The following is a 15,782-nucleotide window of genomic DNA, read 5'->3' as shown; positions in this document are numbered from 1 at the left end:
TCGGTAGCGAATTTAACCAGTTCGCTCCATATATTTTTAAAGAAGCATTACTCGCCAATACCTTGTTGGCGAAATTATGCTAGCCTAAAAACATGAAGAAAATTAAGAGGACAGCGTTATCCCTTGCGATAGCATTGAGTTTTACATTTGTTTGTATTCCTACCTCCTATGCAGGATGGTTTATTTTTGGAAAAAAGAAAAAGTCAGACTCCTCCGTCGTTGACAAAAATAAGTTCGACGACATTGTAAAAGGAGCCGCTGCCGATAGCGGTCTATTTGCTGTTTACAAGAAGGATAAAGACTACTATTTTGCCATTCCCAGCAAACTTCTAAACCGCGATATGCTTATTGTAAATAAGATATCACAGGTCTCTGCTGCGCTAAACGAAGCGGGCATAAATAAGGGAATGAACTTTGAAAATCTGGTTATTAGATTTTCTCTCAACAAGGAGCTTAAGCGCGTATTTGCCCTTAACTACAAGCCGTTTATCGATACGGTAGCAGGAGACAAGATCAGCAGAAGCGTTGCAGATAACTACGCCATGAACATTCTGGAGTACTTCGACATCGAAGCCTACTCTAAAGATAGCAGCACCGTTCTAATTAAAGTGAACAAGGTGTACGATGGCGATAAGAAAAGCTTCAACAACGTATTTGGGATGGTAGGCATAGGTACTAGCCCCCTTTCTGAATTCTCTTTTATTAACAGCATTAAAAGTTTCCCAGAAAACATTGTTGTTAAAACAACCCAAACCACAACAATCCCAGGTGCCGAAACGCTAGCCAAACTTACAGTTGAGGTAACGTCTAACCTCGTTTTGCTTCCAGAAAAACCAATGGTTCCTCGTTTTGAAGACTCGCGCGTAGGCTACTTTGCTACTAAGCGCTGGTACTTTAACGACGATCAGCACCAGCTGGACAAGCGAGACCTTGTAACCCGATGGAGGCTGGAACCAAAGGATAAAGAGGCATATTTCCGCGGTGAACTTGTAGAACCCATTAAGCCAATCGTTTTCTACATCGACCCATCTACACCTGCAAAATGGCGTAAGCACATCATTCAAGGTATTCACGACTGGCAAGTAGCTTTCGAAAAGGCTGGATTCAAGAATGCCATTATAGCCAAAGAAGTTGCCGATAACGACAAGGACTTTGACATCGACGATGTTCGCTATTCAGCCGTAACCTACGCCGCCTCCGATAAGGCTAACGCCATGGGACCATCAGTATTCGACCCTCGTTCGGGCGAAATTATTGAATCAGACATCGTATGGTGGCATAACGTAATGACCGCTGTTCAGTCTTGGATGCGCGTTCAAACAGGCGCTATCGACAGCAAGTCGCGTAGCAACCGTTTTGATGACGAGCATATGGGCGAAGCGATTCGCTTTATCTCATCGCACGAGGTTGGCCACACGCTAGGTCTAAAGCACAACATGGGAGCTTCATCTTTCTACCCTACAGACTCTCTCCGCAATCCAGCTTTTGCACTAAAAAATGCAACGGCACCATCAATCATGGACTATGCCCGCTTTAACTACGTGGCACAACCCGAAGATGGCGTAAAGTATATAACTCCACGTATTGGCGTATATGATAAGTTTGCCATCGAATGGGCCTACCGTTACTACGGCAAAAGTTCGCCATTCGAAGAGATGCCAGAGAGCAAAAAAATGCTAGAAGAGGCAAGTAAAAACCCGTTCCTCACGTACCTGCCTCAGCAAGACATGCGCGAAGGAATAGATCCAAGAGCGCAAATTGAAGATTTGGGAGATAACTCTGTAAAGGCAAGCGAATACGGTTTAAATAACCTAAAAAGGTTGATGCCGAACATCCTCACTTGGACAACCCAAAAGGGTGATGACTATCGCGAAGCAGGGATGCTTGCCAATGCAATCATTGGTCAGTGGCACATGTACTCATACCACGTATTAACCAATGTTGGCGGAGTACACATCAACAATACCGTTCTAGGGGATGGAAAAACAACCTACAACCACGTTGAGAAGTTACGCCAGAAGGAGGCCGTTTCTTACCTTGTAAAGAACGTATTTACCTATCCCGAATGGCTTTTCAAGTCAGATCTCTACAAGCTGGTATTCCCTATTAAGCAGGCTCCAGATTACGACAACGAGTACACCCCTTTTGCATCGTACAAAGGTGCGGTATCGTACGTAATGTGGGATTTGCTGGCCAACGAACGTATTGCTCGCATGATTGACAACGAAGCAACCAACGGGAAAAATGCCTATACAGCTGCAGAGTTAGTTGCAGACCTACATAATGCTTTTTTTGCCAAAACCCTTAAAGGCGAAAACCTGAACGTGTACGAACGCTCCATCCAAAAAGCATTTATCGATGCGCTAATAATTGCTGCCGACAGAAATGCTGCCGCAAAAGAGAAGAAAAAGCTGCATGACGAAGAAAATAGCAACGCCCTTTTTGGAAATAGAAACTTCTGCTCACACGCCAGCTGCAACCACGATCACTCTTTGGAGTCAGAACGAATATTCACTGGTCCAGAGCGTATATCAGAAGCAATATCGTTGAAACGAGGCGAGCTGCTAAAGATTGAAAAGCTACTAAAATCGAAAGTCAACACAGGAGATATAAACACCCAGTATCACTACGAAGATTTACTTCTTCGCATCAACCAGTCTTTGCGTAACTAAAACAAATTTTTATTATGAGAAAACTACGATTACAAACAAAGCTGTTGTTCCTAGTTTTACTACTTGCAACCGTACCTTCGGCAATTTTTGCCCAAGGTACCCGAGTAGTAAAAGGGAAAGTACTGAGCAGCACCGACGGGAAGCCGCTGCCTGGCGCATCAATTTTTATAGATCAAACCATTGGAGCAGAGTCTGATCAAAAAGGAGTTATCACCAACTATGGTTTAGGTACCGTTTCGGATGTTAACGGAAACTTTTCGATAACCATTCCCAAGAATGTAAAGGTGCTAACCTGCAGCTTTATCAGCTTCGAAACCCAGAAGGTAAGCGTCGATGGAAAGGACTTTATAGAAATCAAGCTCGCTGAAGCCAACACCGCAATCGACGAGGTGGTGGTTACAGGATACCAAAACATCAAGCAACGCAAAAACACCTCGTCGGTAGCCAAAATAGAAGCTAAAGACTTTAAGCAGGCTGGTGTTGCCAGCGTAGACCAAATGCTGATGGGACAAGTAGCTGGTGTTCAAATATCCAATGTTTCAGGTGCACCTGGAGCCCCTTCTAAAATTAGAATCAGGGGTACTGCGTCTCTTGAAGGAAATCAAGACCCCTTGTGGGTATTGGATGGCATGCCTCTAGAAGGAACCATGCCTAATTTGAAAGAACAAAATATCGGAGATTTATTCAACTCATCTATTGCAGGTTTAAATCCCAATGATATTGCAGATATTACTATCTTAAAAGATGCTGCTGCAACAGCTATTTATGGAACCCGTGCAGCCAATGGGGTTATTGTCATCACAACCAAAAAGGGTAAAAGAGGAAAATTAGATATCAATCTAAATACAAACCTTTCTGTTACCATGCGTCCTGATTTTGACAAATTAAACCTACTCAATACAGATCAAAAAGTAAACTGGGAGCTTGATCTTGCAAAAAGAACAGACCTAACCTACCGTTCAAATGTTGGGAGTGTTGCCCAAATATTAGAAAAAACAGGAGAGCTTGCCGCTTACCAGCAAAATGGTTTTAGCGGGCTATCAGCAACAACTCAACAGATGATTAATGATCTCAGAAAAGTTAACACAGATTGGGGAAAAGAAATATACAGACAAGCCGTTAACCAAGACTACAGCTTAAGCATCTCTGGTGGTAATGAAAAGGCAAACTACTACTTTTCTGCAGGTTATTTTGATGAAAAAGGATCAACAAAAGGAACGGGTCTTAATCGATTTAACTTAACACTGAAAACAGACTACAACTTAACAGAAAAATTTAATGTTGGAGTTTCAATTTACACCTCACAGAAAGAGCAAAACTCCTACCTATCTGGAATTGGAAATTCGGCAACACCTTCGAGGTATGCTAGAATAGCCAACCCCTATTTAGGAATCTACGATTCGAAAGGGAACTATGTTTATGATCCAAATATAAATCCCGTTAATGACAACATTATTCCTTTCAACATCATAGAGGATAGGGAAAATACATCAAATACAATGAAGGCACAAAGCCTTAATACCATTTTTGATGCAAGATGGGAAATATTAAAAGACATTAGGCTAACCTCTCAATTCGGAATGCAATACGACCTAGCCAATACAGAGAAAATTGGTCTAGAAAACTCTTATCAAGCCAGATACTATAAAAATGCATCATATTATAGTGATCCAAATACAGGAGAGACCCTTCATTACATAAAAAAAGGAGGCGTTATCGAAACGTTAAACGAGCGTTCTAATCAATGGAACTGGAAGAATATGCTCGAGATGAACAAGCAGCTCGGGGACTTACATGAAGTTGACTTCATGTTAGGAAATGAGCTAAGAAGGACTTACAATAATAGGTTAAAAACCTTAGGGCTCGAATACAATCCTCAAACACTGGAAACCAATCCGTCTATTTTTCCTAGTACATACGAGATCGGTCCTACATCCATTTTTAATCCTCATTCCAAAACAAAAGTAGAAAATGCCTTTGTTTCTTTTTTCTCAACACTATCGTACACGTACAATAGACGATACACTCTATTTGGTAGCATCAGATACGACGGATCTGACTTATATGGTGTAGACCCCAAATATAAATATCTTCCCCTTTGGTCGGCTGGTGGAACATGGAATGTAACACAAGAAGAATTTATGAAAAACACTCCATGGATAACCACCCTTAAGGCTCGTCTATCTTATGGACTTCAAGGTAATATTGATAAAAGCACTTCCCCTTTTGTTATCGGAAAATACGGTACTACAACCATCCTACCAGGCAATCGAGTGACATACTTGAATGTTGAGAATGCTCCAAACGAATTCTTAAGATGGGAAAAAACCGCAACTTGGAATGGAGGTTTAGACCTTGGTTTCTTAAGAAACCGCATTTTAGTTGGAATCGATCTATACCATAGAGTATCAAGCGATTTAATAGGACTACGTTCACTTCCCCTTGAAACAGGGTTTGACTATTCTAACCAAAACTGGGCACAGGTAACCAACAAAGGCTTTGAGATAAGTTTAACAACCAAAAACATTCAAAAGTCAAACTTCTCTTGGACTACTAATTTCAACATCTCAAAGAATATCAACAATGTTGATAAGTTTCAGATTAAAGTAAATGACATAACTCCGTCTATCCAAGGACACCCTGTAAATGGAGTATTTGGCTATAAAACAGCAGGATTAGATGATCAAGGCTATCCTTTGCTATGGAAAGATGGCAAAAAGGTATCAATAATGGATGCGTTTCAACTGTACGATATTGGTGGTTGGTCCTACCCTTCTCTTTCAGAAAAGGAACAGCGCGATATGTACAGCTATTTGGGAGATAAAGACCCTAAACTAAGTGGTGGTATAACGAATAACTTTTCATACAAAGGTCTTTCTCTTTACATCTCCATGAATTTTAATATAAAACAACTTATTCAGGAGACTCCATTTTACAGCATGTCGGAATATGATCGAGGAATCAACACCTCTACCAAAATTTACGATATCTGGTCAGAAAATAACAAGAACGGAAAATACCCTGCGATTATTGAGGCCAACAGCTACGGAGGAAGCCGTGCTGTAGAGGCAAACTATATGAGCACGATATTTAGCAAACTAGATATTTGGTACAAAGAGGTAAGCTACCTACGCGTTAGCAATATTCGCCTAAGTTATGATTTGCCTGCATCTATCGTAAAGAAAATACGTGTAGAAAAGGTTAGATTCAATCTTGAATGCAGAAATCCGTTTGTTTTTGGTACAAATTACAACGGCTTCTTTGATCCTGAAACTTATGGAAACATTTATTCCCAACCCATACCTCGCTCCATTAGTTTTGGTGTTAATGTAAACTTTTAATAAGCAGAAAAATGAAGTTAAGGAACATCATACTACTTGCAATCATCACCATTCAATGTATTGCTTGTGAAAGTTTTTTAGATATAAAACCCGTAGGAAAAGCGATTCCGACTACCTATTCAGAATACAAAGCGCTTTTAAGCGGAGGCTATTCGACTCAATACGACAGATCTTACTCCGCTCTATTAAGCGATGAGGCATCGTTTACTTCGACGAATATATACTACAAGGATATTTACATCTGGAATACAAAATCTCCAGATCAAAGTACCCAAGCAACCCCTTGGGTTGAATTGTACAAATCCATTTTTTATGCAAATCATGTCATAAAAAACAGAAACGACATCAAGAATGGTACAAAAGAGGCAATAGAGCAACTTGTTGGTGAAGCTTTCATTATGAGAGCCTATATGCATTTCAATCTGGCAAACCTGTATGCAAACCAGTATGGCGCTGCTGATCCTGCAACACAAAAAGGAATTCCAATCGAAATATCTACAGCTATTGATGTCAACAAGTTTCCAAAACGCAACACCCTAAAAGAAGTGTACGATCAAGTAGTCAATGATATTGAAGATGGAATTAAACTTTTAAATATCAACGAATTTGAAAAAGGTGAAAACTTCCGCTTCTCAAAAGTATCAGCCTTCGGGTTTGCTGCAAGGGTGTACCTTTCTATGGGAAACTACGAAAAAGCAAAAGAGTATGCACAAAAGGCATTAGACTTAAACAGCAAACTCGAAGATTTAAACAGTTCTACTGCAATAATGCCGTACAAGTATAAATCAGTGGAAAATGTACTTGCTTTTGAAAATACATTTAAATTCCCTTATGATTTGGCGGTATCACCTAAACTTCTTGGATTGTATAACCTTGACAACGATTTAAGAATAAAAGCATATTACACCCTTTCAAATGGAATATACAAAATTAAACTGGGAGGTTCTTCGGTAGAAAACAAGGTTAGCATGCGCACCTCAGAATTCTACCTAATCAAAGCAGAGTCAATAGCTCGCAGTAATGGAAATCTTGATGATGCTAAAGCGGCACTAAAAGAACTTCTAAAAAACAGGTTGAAACCAGATTACTACACTCAACGTGCCGCTGAAATCAATGCAATGGACAAATCTGCTTTCATCCAAGCTGTGTTTGATGAGCGTGCTCGTGAATTAGCATTCCAAGGATTCCGCTGGTTTGACCTAAAGCGCAACGGAAAACCAAAGCTTATAAAAGAATACAAAGGGGTTACCTATACATTAGAAGAGAATGATCCTCGCTATATCGTGAGAATCCCTAAAGATGCTGTCACAAATAACCCAAATCTGGCAGAGTAATTATTCACACACACACGAAAGGCACCTTCCCCCAAGGTGCCTTTCAACTTTTATAGTGGTAGTAAATCCTAAGTAATAAAATTTTTGTTAGAGAATGCTACTCCCAGCTAGCCTGCACCAGGCTACCGCTTTCTTCGTGGTTTACCACCTTTAGGTAGGTTTCTATCTCCTGCTGCATTTCATCGACATGCGAAATTACGCCAACAATACGATTCTCTTTACGCAAAGATTTCAGCGTATCGAAAACAACCCCGAGCGAGTCCTTGTCGAGCGTACCAAAACCTTCGTCGAGAAAGAAGAAATTTTGATCGGCACTCTGCATCTTTTGTATGTTGTCGGATAGCGCCAATGCTAACGCCAACGATGCTTGGAAGGTTTGCCCCCCCGATAGCGTTTTAACGTTGCGAGTTCTGCCCCCATTCATGTAATCACGAACCTGAAAGTTGTTATCGTCATTGAGCTCTAAGCTCAACCGTTGGCGCGTCATTCTATAGAAACGATCGTTAGCTGCCGCACATAGGTTTTGTAGGTAGGTTGTGCTAATAAAATTGACAAAGCCGCTGCGATAAAAAAGGTTCTTAAGAAGCGTCAACTCCTCTCCTCTTACCTTTACGATATTCAAATCGGCGACCAGCTGCTTTTGCGCAGCCAGCGAACGCTCAATCTGTTCAATGCGGCTTCCTATACGCCCAATCTCCTGATTAAACTCTGTAATGGAAACTTTGATTGCTGCAAGCACCTGTACCAACTGTAAATGCTCCTGAGCATTGTAGCTACGATCGCCTATTTCGCTGGCCAGCTGTGTAATTCGATCAGAAAGCGTTTGGAGTTCCTTGCGGTAGGTTTCAATACGTCTACGTTCATGTTCTACATCCATAGGGAGAGAAAGAATAGCAGCTACCTCATCTACCGAAGCATATCCCATAGCCTCCAGCTTATCGGCTATTTGTTTGGCCAATGTTTCCGCCATCTCCTGTTCCTTTTGGAGCATCACTCCATTAGCATGTATTCTACCATCGATATTCCCTAACTCCTGTTGCTGCTTTGCAATAAGCGCAAGGGCCTCTTCGAGAAGTTTGGAGGTTTGCGCTACCTCCATTCTAATTGCTACTGCTTGTTTTTTCAACGTATCCACATTATCAGCCGTAGGAACTTCCCTGTTGGTAAGCTGACTAAGTAGTGTTTGCTTGGCCGACTCCTTTTCGGAATGCTCCCGCCTAATTGTCTCTAACAGATTACGAAAAGTAGTTCCATCTTCAAGTGCCTTTTTAAGCAACTTATCTTCGACATCTCGCCTGAGTTCCTGCTCCTCGACCTGCTTATCAAGTTGTAAAACAAGTTGCTGTGCTGAATTCAATGCTTCTAACTGCCTATAATCATCCCATTTAAACTCGCGTTGGTGCTCAAGCAGCATCTTTTTTAACTCCAACTCATTTGCAGCAAGTTCCTGCGAGCGTCGGCTTACAGCCAGCAGCTGCTGCTCTACAGCCACAAGTAGCAACTCGGCCTTCTGGATCTGGCTTAAACGTTCCTCCTGTAATTGCTCGGTCGCCTGCGCCTGCTGCAACTCATAATCTACATTGTTTATGCTGATAATTGAAGGATGTTCCGTTGAGCCACAAAGCGGACATGGTTCACCCTGTATGAGAGACGCAGCGTACTCTTTTAGCTTAGCATGAACCTCAAGTTGCCGCAGCTGTTCCTTTAGATTATTTCTGGACTCTTTTTCACGGCTGATGATATTGGCAATCCACAAACGGATGGAGGAGAAACTTTCATCCCCCGAATATCCCTTTAAGACGTCTTTTTCTAGTATTGACCTTACTGAAGAAGCAACCGTCTTCGACTCCTCCAAAATATTAGCCATTTCTTTTTGAAGAACCTCCTGCTGTTTAAGCAGCAAGTCGTTTTTTGTATGCCAAGCACTGGCTAAAGCCAAAACATTCCGATCTGGAAGCTGCCCTCTATGCTGTTTTACTCTTTCCGAAACATCTGCAATTGCTTTTTGGTGCAGCTCCACCTTCGCCACATTATTGGCTACCATCTTTTCGCCCTTTTCTAAACGGGCTCTGAGATTCAGAAGATCGGTCGTAAGCTGAGCGATCTGAATTCTCTTTTCCAAATCGTCGGCCTCCTTTAGCAGGCTATCTCTCCCTTCATTTTTTACCTTCAGCAACTCTATCTCCACCTCCTTAGCCTTCAATTCGGCCTGTAGCGCCTGTTTCTGGGCTTTATCAGCCTCTAGCTGCTCAGATAGAGAACGTATCGAAATTTTAAACTTTTGCTGCGACTCCAGATCCCCCTTAAAATGGATAAGGCAAGATTCGTAATGCTTTAACTGCTGTTCCAACTGTTGCATCCCAGCACCTTGCGCCAAACATACAGCATATGCCTTTTGAACCTCAAGCTGTTGCTCAAAAAGATCTTTAAGCATAGCCATTGTAGCCTCTTGCTTCTGCGCCTCCTCAAACTTCTCAACGGCTCGAGCCAGTTCAAGCCGCTTTGCTTCTATCAGCAATTTTTGTTCAGCAACTTTTTCGGCTGAGATCTCACCAAGCTGTAACAGCTGCCCCTCTATGTTTTCCTTTCTTAAATCGTTAGCTTTAGACAAACGAGCAGCCTTGTCGGCTAAATCGTACTTTTCTAAGCCAAAAAGTTCCTTCATCATTTTAGTACGATCGGTAGCGCCTAGTTCCAAAAAGTCTTTAAACTTTCCCTGAGGAATAATAATCGTACGCTTAAAGTTGGCGTAACTTAAACCAACTGCCTCTTCTAGCACAGCCAACTCTACAGGAAGCCATCTCCCGCCGCTATCCACAAATGCCTTGCGCTCTATCGTTCCTACATCCTCAAAACGCTTAGAGTTACGCCTTGCTGTTGCTGTAGCCAAGTATCGCCTATGGCTTATCCCCGACTCAAAAACAAACTCAATAAGCAGGTTATCCGATTTAAGGTTCATCATGTTATACCCTCGGCTATCGCGAGTATTTAACCGCTCCGTTTCGCCATAGATAGCAAAGCTAATAGCCTCTAGCACCGAAGACTTTCCGCTACCGACCTGCCCGAATATACCAAACAGATGAGCCTGTGTTAATCGTTCAAAATCGATGATTTGCCTCTTTTGATAGGAGTACAATCCCTCTATAGTTAATCGAATTGGTATCATTCTTCCTCCTCTGCCAAAATTTCTCGAAATAACATCATTAGCGACTCACTAGGCTCCTGCCCTTTTGCATGCATAAAGTAATCGCGAAATAGCGCCTCTGGATTTTTTGTCAAATCCACCTGCCCCTCATCCTTCCTATTTTGAGCTGCAATAGTTACCTCTGGATAAATATTTATAATATTTGGATGAACCTCATTAAGCAGTTTGCGCTCTTGTGCAGTAATGTAGGTGTCAGAAACTAACGTTACCTCCACTAAGGCATCCTTATTTGCAGCGAGCCACTCTACCGCCTTGTCTACACCTTCTGCCCGATAACGTAGCAGGCGCCTTCCTTTTGATAAAGGGATCTCGGTAATAGCAGCTTCTTGACCAGGCTCCAAGTCGATCAGCATCACATATTTTTGTTGATTGGTTTCTGCAAACGAGTATGATAAGGGACTTCCCGAATAAATAATAGGACAAGGCTGCACATCAATAGTCTGTTTTCGATGCAAATGCCCAAGAGCCACATACTGCAATCCATTGGGTACATTTCCCGAATAAATAGCCTGCGCTCCTCCAACATGCAAAATAGGCTTTTCATCATCAGGCTCATCGGGAATATCCGCTCCCTCTTTAATAAAAAAAAGATGGCTTACCAGCAAGTTGCATCCGTTTGCGTCGCAATACTGCAGCACCTGCTCCTGCCATCGGTTTGCCAGTAGCATACGTAGCTCCTGCTCATTATTTTCCGAACCCAAGAAGGTTTTCATTCTAAACTCATTGGCATAGGACGTATGCAAAATACGCAACGGAACATTACATCGGGGCAACCTGACCTCCAAAAAACCTTCCGATGCATGTAGCACCTCGAATCCAGAATCAAGTCTAAATGGAGGTACTACCGTATTAGGGTAGCCAACGAAAATAATTCCACACTCCCTTGCAAGCGGGTCGGGAGACTCTATTCTATCCGGAGAATCGTGATTACCTGCAATGGCAATCACTGGCCTTTTACCATCGTTGGTTAATTTTTTCAGGCTCCTATAAAATAACTCTACAGCTTCCGTAGATGGGTTAAAAGTATCGAACAGATCGCCAGCAATAAGCACTGCATCAACATTATGCTCATTTGCAATGTGGATAATTTCATCGAGCACCTCAACCTGCTCTGGCAACCTCGAAAAATCATCGAGCCGCTTACCTAAGTGCCAATCCGACGTATGTAGTATTCGCATAAATGTTAATATTGAAGTAGATCTAAAAGACAAACTAAAGATGCCAATTTTTATGAATAAATCGGCTAAAATGACTAATTCCATTGATCTTTTTTACCAAAAGATCTTTAGCATGCAAGTATCAATTTAAGTAAGAAGAACGATTTTATGCACAACCAGCAAACAAACTGTCGCCCCAATGCTACAACAATCTATTTCACCTTACAAATACACCGAAAAATTCCATTTTTAACATCACATCCAAAGGATATCAAAAACTTTAAAACCAATCAGCTATAAAACGGCTGTTTTAACACAAAACATTTGGCGGCTACGCGTCAGATCCTAATTTTGACACAGACAAAATGCCTATTTAACTCCTAATATTAGGTAAAAAACAGGAAAAATAAGGAGCCGCAATTACAAACGAAGCAAACAAAAGAGAGCATGAAGAGCATAGCAAAACAAGTGGGCAGCAAAGCATCTGAAATCCATCAAAAATCGGTTGATTACTTAGGAAATATCCAAATCGACCTCACAAGATATGTACACAAGTTAGAGCCACTATGGATCTATGGGCTTGTTGATATAGAAGAAGCAGCCTCATTCGAGTTTGTTGTATTAGAAGACTTATAGAGGAATCAGTAGTAGTTAGTTAAGTGTGTAAGGTCAACGAAAATTTCGTTGACCTTTTTTATTTACATAGAATCATCGCTATTTAAGCCATTTCAGTAAACAATTTATGGTACTAAAACGTACTATATACATACTAAAAATTCACGGCTATGATGAACAGTAAAGTACTTGAGGCTTTTAATAATCAAATTAACGCCGAATTTTGGTCGGCCTACCTATATCTATCCATGTCAGCCGATTTTGACAACAAAGGATTAGAAGGTTTTGCACACTGGTTTAAGCTACAGTACCATGAGGAGGCAGCCCACGCCCTCAAATTTTTTGACCACATCAACGAAAGAGGTGGTACGGTAAGGCTTCAGCCAATTAAAGAAGTTCCCCTAACTTGGGCTACCCCTGTTGATGTCTTTGAAGAGGTGGTAAAGCACGAGCAAAAAGTAACCCATTTTATTTATGGCGTAATGGATATTGCCGTACAAGAAAAGGATTATGCATCTCAAAACTTTTTACGCTGGTTCATCGACGAACAGGTTGAAGAGGAGCGTATTGCAACCACCATTCTGGAAAAGCTCAAAAGGGTTGGAGATAGAGGCGGCTTGCTGTACCTTGACAAGGAACTAAAGAAGAGAGTATAGAATAGTACGAAAGGCTGAACATTGTTCAGCCTTTCGTACTATTTAGCAGCGGGCATTGTTCCTGGTAAAACGCCATAAGCGGTATAAAAAAGATACATAAGCAGCGCTGTAAGAACAATCCCTATGGCAAGGGGCAGCCAAGGCGAGCGCTTCACAACTGGTAAACCCTTAGGGTACTCTTTTTCCCAAATCATTCGTTGAATAAGAATAACACCAAGCATGCTCGTTGGTATTGAAATAAATGGAGCGATAGCCCCAGTCGAAACCAGCAAAACGCCCTGTATAATTATAAAAGAGAAGCTGAATAGGACAGCAAATACAGCCTGCTGCCTACGGTTTATCTGCAATAGATTCATGGCAATTAGAATTCCAGAACCTACAACAGAAAATAAAACGCCAAAAATAATTAGGAATAGCTCGCTATAAACCTTTGGAGGAGCTTCTGACTTCGTTTTACCAATTGCCTCCTGCTCTTCTTTTATTCTTTCCTCTACGACTTCCAAAACAACACGTTCACGACGCTCTATTTCCCATTGCGCAGCCATAACAGCTTCGCGACTATACTCGTTCTCCGATCCAACAATTGCTTTAAGCTCCTCATCGCTTTTGTCCATCATTGTTCTCGAAAAGTGATTTTCCATAGCCATATCAATCTCTAGTTTTGGTCAAATATAGCACCTTAACGGCTCCACGCGGCATTCAATAAGCAACGTTAACAAAAAAGAGAGGCCTTCGCCTCTCTTCTCCATAAACCTATTCTTTAGTAGCTGAATTTTTCAACCTTTACATCCAGCGCCAGCTTTCGCAGCTGAGGTGACTTACTAACGTAGTGAGACGTTTGCTGATGCATCTTTAAAAACTCCTCATTTTCCCACGTTTCAAAAATAAACAACTTCTCCTCCGTCGAAACATTCTCATAAACATCATAGGCTAAGCAACCTGCTTCGATGCGAGAATTTGTTGCCAACACGTTGAGAACTTCAAGCAATTCTGCTCTATTCTCCTCCTTCACAATAATCTGAACATTTACTCGTATCATATCATAATGGTTTTGGATTGGGGCAATATAGGGATTATAGCCTCAAAACCCAGCCGCCAAATCTACAAATAGGGCTAATATCTATTAAGCAAACTTCACCAAAAAGAGACAATGCTGTAATCGAACTAAAAATCAAGAAAATATGTTCCTAATATTTCTACATCTTGCATTAAACCTTTTTGGGATTTATAAAAACGTGAACTTAGCGCCAAAAGATAAGTTTACAATATCCTTTAAACCAATATACCTATTGCCAATAGCGCTTATTACGTATAAATCGTTAGTATTAAATTCGTAAAATAGGGAGATACTATCACCTTTAAGCAATTTGGGGCAATAAAACGTCAAACTCTGCCCAAGAAAAACATTAAAACGCGTGTTTAGCATCCAGAAATAGTAATTTCGGGGATACCTATCGGGCAACTTACTCCAGAAGTACTGTCCAAAAACCTTATTCATGTAGAATCCTCCTGTAATAGGCTGAATTGAAAGATCTCTCCCTAATCTAACTCGAAATGGCGCATAAGTTTGCTTAAGCGTTGCTGTAACATGCACGGGACTACTCCCCGAAGCGCTTAGGTAGCCTACAAAAAAATTCGTCTCCCACTGCCTCCTTCTACCATAATCCCAACCAGCCCCTATAGACATTGTGCCCATATCACCAGCATATTGCCATTTTACTTGAGTTGGAATTAGCTTGTTCCATGCCGATTTATATTTTTCCTTAAGTAAGCTGTCAATCTGAGAATAAGAAGGAATAGAAATCAGAAAAAACAGGAACAACGCTAAGTTTTTACCTAATAAAACGTATCTAGAAATAAACCACCTCATACGAATACTTATTCTTTGTTACTGTAAAAACCAAGTAGTTTCTGTCGTGTATATCATCGCAACCGATGTAGATGAAACCATCCTTAAAAAAATCGTTTTGCATACGCACATGGGCATGGGCATGAATCGCAAATAGCGGATTATTAAATTGCCTAATCAAATCTTGAAAATAGTGAGCCGTATTGTTATTAAATTCCAAATCAAAAGGCTGAACATGCATTGCAACAATTGTTTGGTTATACAGACTTCTATCCTGATCCAGTTCAGCACGGATGTATCCAAAATCAGGGATTGGCGTGGAGTAGTCAAACTCCAGAGCATTCGTATTTAGGAATAGAAACTTGGTTTGATTGTAGATAAACGAGAAGTTATAATCGCCATAAATCGACTTATACACCTCTTTACCATGTCCCAAAATATCATGGTTGCCTATAATAGCAACATAGGGAACTTTCAGCTTAGCCATGATATCATGAATCCAAATATACTCCTTGGTCATTCCAAAGTCCGTAATATCGCCTCCATGGATAACAAAGTCGACATCACGTCTCCGATTTACTGATCTCACAAAATCAACGGTTTCGTCGTACGATCGCTGCGTATCCCCCATAAATACAAAGCGAATAGTATCGTTTGTAGGACTTTTAGCCAATATCCTACTTATGCTCTTTTGATTTAAATCTGAATACTTTCGGCTAAGCGACACATCGTAGGGATGATATTCGATTAATTCGCAGCTCGATAATACGAGTAATAAAAATGCCAACGGCAATAAAAACCTTTTCATACAAAGGGCTCCTTTCATCTTCACTAAAAACTTGTGTGCAAAGGAAGACAAACAAGCATCAGAACCAGATAACGGCTTATTAATTAACTAAAAAGACGAAGATTATGGCTTCACTTTAAAAATGGTTAGTATAGGACAGATACAA

11 protein-coding genes are annotated in these 15,782 nt (G+C 41.0%); 5 read left to right on the top strand and 6 right to left on the bottom strand.

Annotation, left to right across the window (positions count from 1 at the left end; genetic code table 11):
- Positions 1 to 92: 92 nt before the first annotated feature.
- The 3 genes from L990_RS13550 to L990_RS13540 are packed head-to-tail and all read left to right on the top strand — an operon-like array spanning position 93 to position 7,347.
- Positions 93 to 2,672 carry a zinc-dependent metalloprotease gene (locus L990_RS13550; RefSeq protein WP_047450397.1) on the top strand — a complete coding sequence of 860 codons (2,580 nt, stop codon included), beginning with the start codon at positions 93 to 95 and terminating at the stop codon, positions 2,670 to 2,672.
- Between the two features lie 14 nt (positions 2,673 to 2,686).
- Positions 2,687 to 6,013, top strand: coding sequence for a SusC/RagA family TonB-linked outer membrane protein (locus L990_RS13545; RefSeq protein ID WP_047450393.1), 3,327 nt, complete (start codon positions 2,687 to 2,689; stop codon positions 6,011 to 6,013).
- An 11-nt stretch (positions 6,014 to 6,024) separates the two neighbouring features.
- Positions 6,025 to 7,347 carry a RagB/SusD family nutrient uptake outer membrane protein gene (locus L990_RS13540; protein ID WP_047450391.1) on the top strand — a complete coding sequence of 441 codons (1,323 nt, stop codon included), beginning with the start codon at positions 6,025 to 6,027 and terminating at the stop codon, positions 7,345 to 7,347.
- Between the two features lie 97 nt (positions 7,348 to 7,444).
- Here L990_RS13540 and L990_RS13535 read toward each other — a convergent pair whose 3' ends face one another.
- Positions 7,445 to 10,513 carry an AAA family ATPase gene (locus tag L990_RS13535; protein WP_047450389.1) on the bottom strand — a complete coding sequence of 1,023 codons (3,069 nt, stop codon included), beginning with the start codon at positions 10,511 to 10,513 and terminating at the stop codon, positions 7,445 to 7,447.
- Entirely contained in the window at positions 10,510 to 11,730 is a 1,221-nt protein-coding gene (locus L990_RS13530) for an exonuclease SbcCD subunit D (protein ID WP_047450386.1), read from the bottom strand. Before L990_RS13530 ends, L990_RS13535 begins: the two co-directional genes overlap by 4 nt.
- Positions 11,731 to 12,156: 426 nt before the next feature.
- Here L990_RS13530 and L990_RS13525 point away from each other — a divergent pair, with 426 nt between their 5' ends.
- The gene (locus tag L990_RS13525) at positions 12,157 to 12,345 is read left to right on the top strand and encodes a hypothetical protein (RefSeq protein ID WP_047450383.1); all 189 of its coding nucleotides are present in this window, start codon (positions 12,157 to 12,159) and stop codon (positions 12,343 to 12,345) included.
- Positions 12,346 to 12,494: 149 nt separating this feature from the next.
- Positions 12,495 to 12,980, top strand: coding sequence for a ferritin (locus tag L990_RS13520; protein WP_047450380.1), 486 nt, complete (start codon positions 12,495 to 12,497; stop codon positions 12,978 to 12,980).
- Between the two features lie 38 nt (positions 12,981 to 13,018).
- On the opposite strand, the gene L990_RS13515 is transcribed toward L990_RS13520, so the two are convergent.
- The 4 genes from L990_RS13515 to L990_RS13500 form a co-directional block, all read right to left on the bottom strand.
- On the bottom strand, positions 13,019 to 13,627 hold the full coding sequence (locus L990_RS13515; RefSeq protein WP_047450377.1) for a hypothetical protein: 609 nt from the start codon (positions 13,625 to 13,627) through the stop codon (positions 13,019 to 13,021).
- Between the two features lie 113 nt (positions 13,628 to 13,740).
- A complete protein-coding gene (locus L990_RS13510; protein WP_047450375.1) occupies positions 13,741 to 14,019 on the bottom strand; it encodes a putative quinol monooxygenase in 279 nt (92 codons plus the stop codon).
- 186 nt (positions 14,020 to 14,205) lie between these two features.
- Entirely contained in the window at positions 14,206 to 14,850 is a 645-nt protein-coding gene (locus L990_RS13505; protein ID WP_047450372.1) for a hypothetical protein, read from the bottom strand.
- Complete coding sequence (locus tag L990_RS13500) at positions 14,831 to 15,637, bottom strand: metallophosphoesterase family protein (RefSeq protein ID WP_047450445.1); 807 nt, start codon at positions 15,635 to 15,637, stop codon at positions 14,831 to 14,833. The genes L990_RS13505 and L990_RS13500 overlap by 20 nt, the downstream gene beginning before the upstream one ends.
- Positions 15,638 to 15,782 lie beyond the last annotated feature (145 nt).

This window comes from Alistipes sp. ZOR0009, assembly GCF_000798815.1.
GTDB lineage: Bacteria > Bacteroidota > Bacteroidia > Bacteroidales > ZOR0009 > Acetobacteroides.
The sequence above is the reverse complement of the archived record's forward strand: the minus strand, read 5'-3'. Positions and strand labels throughout refer to the sequence as shown.

What these genes read in the sequence shown, in the direction of transcription:
- L990_RS13515 (WP_047450377.1), bottom strand. Translation starts at nt 13,627, where the DNA reads ATGGCTATGGAAAATCACTTTTCGAGAACAATGATGGACAAAAGCGAT.
- L990_RS13545 (WP_047450393.1), top strand. Translation starts at nt 2,687, where the DNA reads ATGAGAAAACTACGATTACAAACAAAGCTGTTGTTCCTAGTTTTACTA.
- L990_RS13535 (WP_047450389.1), bottom strand. Translation starts at nt 10,513, where the DNA reads ATGATACCAATTCGATTAACTATAGAGGGATTGTACTCCTATCAAAAG.
- L990_RS13505 (WP_047450372.1), bottom strand. Translation starts at nt 14,850, where the DNA reads ATGAGGTGGTTTATTTCTAGATACGTTTTATTAGGTAAAAACTTAGCG.
- L990_RS13540 (WP_047450391.1), top strand. Translation starts at nt 6,025, where the DNA reads ATGAAGTTAAGGAACATCATACTACTTGCAATCATCACCATTCAATGT.
- L990_RS13520 (WP_047450380.1), top strand. Translation starts at nt 12,495, where the DNA reads ATGATGAACAGTAAAGTACTTGAGGCTTTTAATAATCAAATTAACGCC.
- L990_RS13550 (WP_047450397.1), top strand. Translation starts at nt 93, where the DNA reads ATGAAGAAAATTAAGAGGACAGCGTTATCCCTTGCGATAGCATTGAGT.
- L990_RS13510 (WP_047450375.1), bottom strand. Translation starts at nt 14,019, where the DNA reads ATGATACGAGTAAATGTTCAGATTATTGTGAAGGAGGAGAATAGAGCA.
- L990_RS13525 (WP_047450383.1), top strand. Translation starts at nt 12,157, where the DNA reads ATGAAGAGCATAGCAAAACAAGTGGGCAGCAAAGCATCTGAAATCCAT.
- L990_RS13530 (WP_047450386.1), bottom strand. Translation starts at nt 11,730, where the DNA reads ATGCGAATACTACATACGTCGGATTGGCACTTAGGTAAGCGGCTCGAT.
- L990_RS13500 (WP_047450445.1), bottom strand. Translation starts at nt 15,637, where the DNA reads ATGAAAAGGTTTTTATTGCCGTTGGCATTTTTATTACTCGTATTATCG.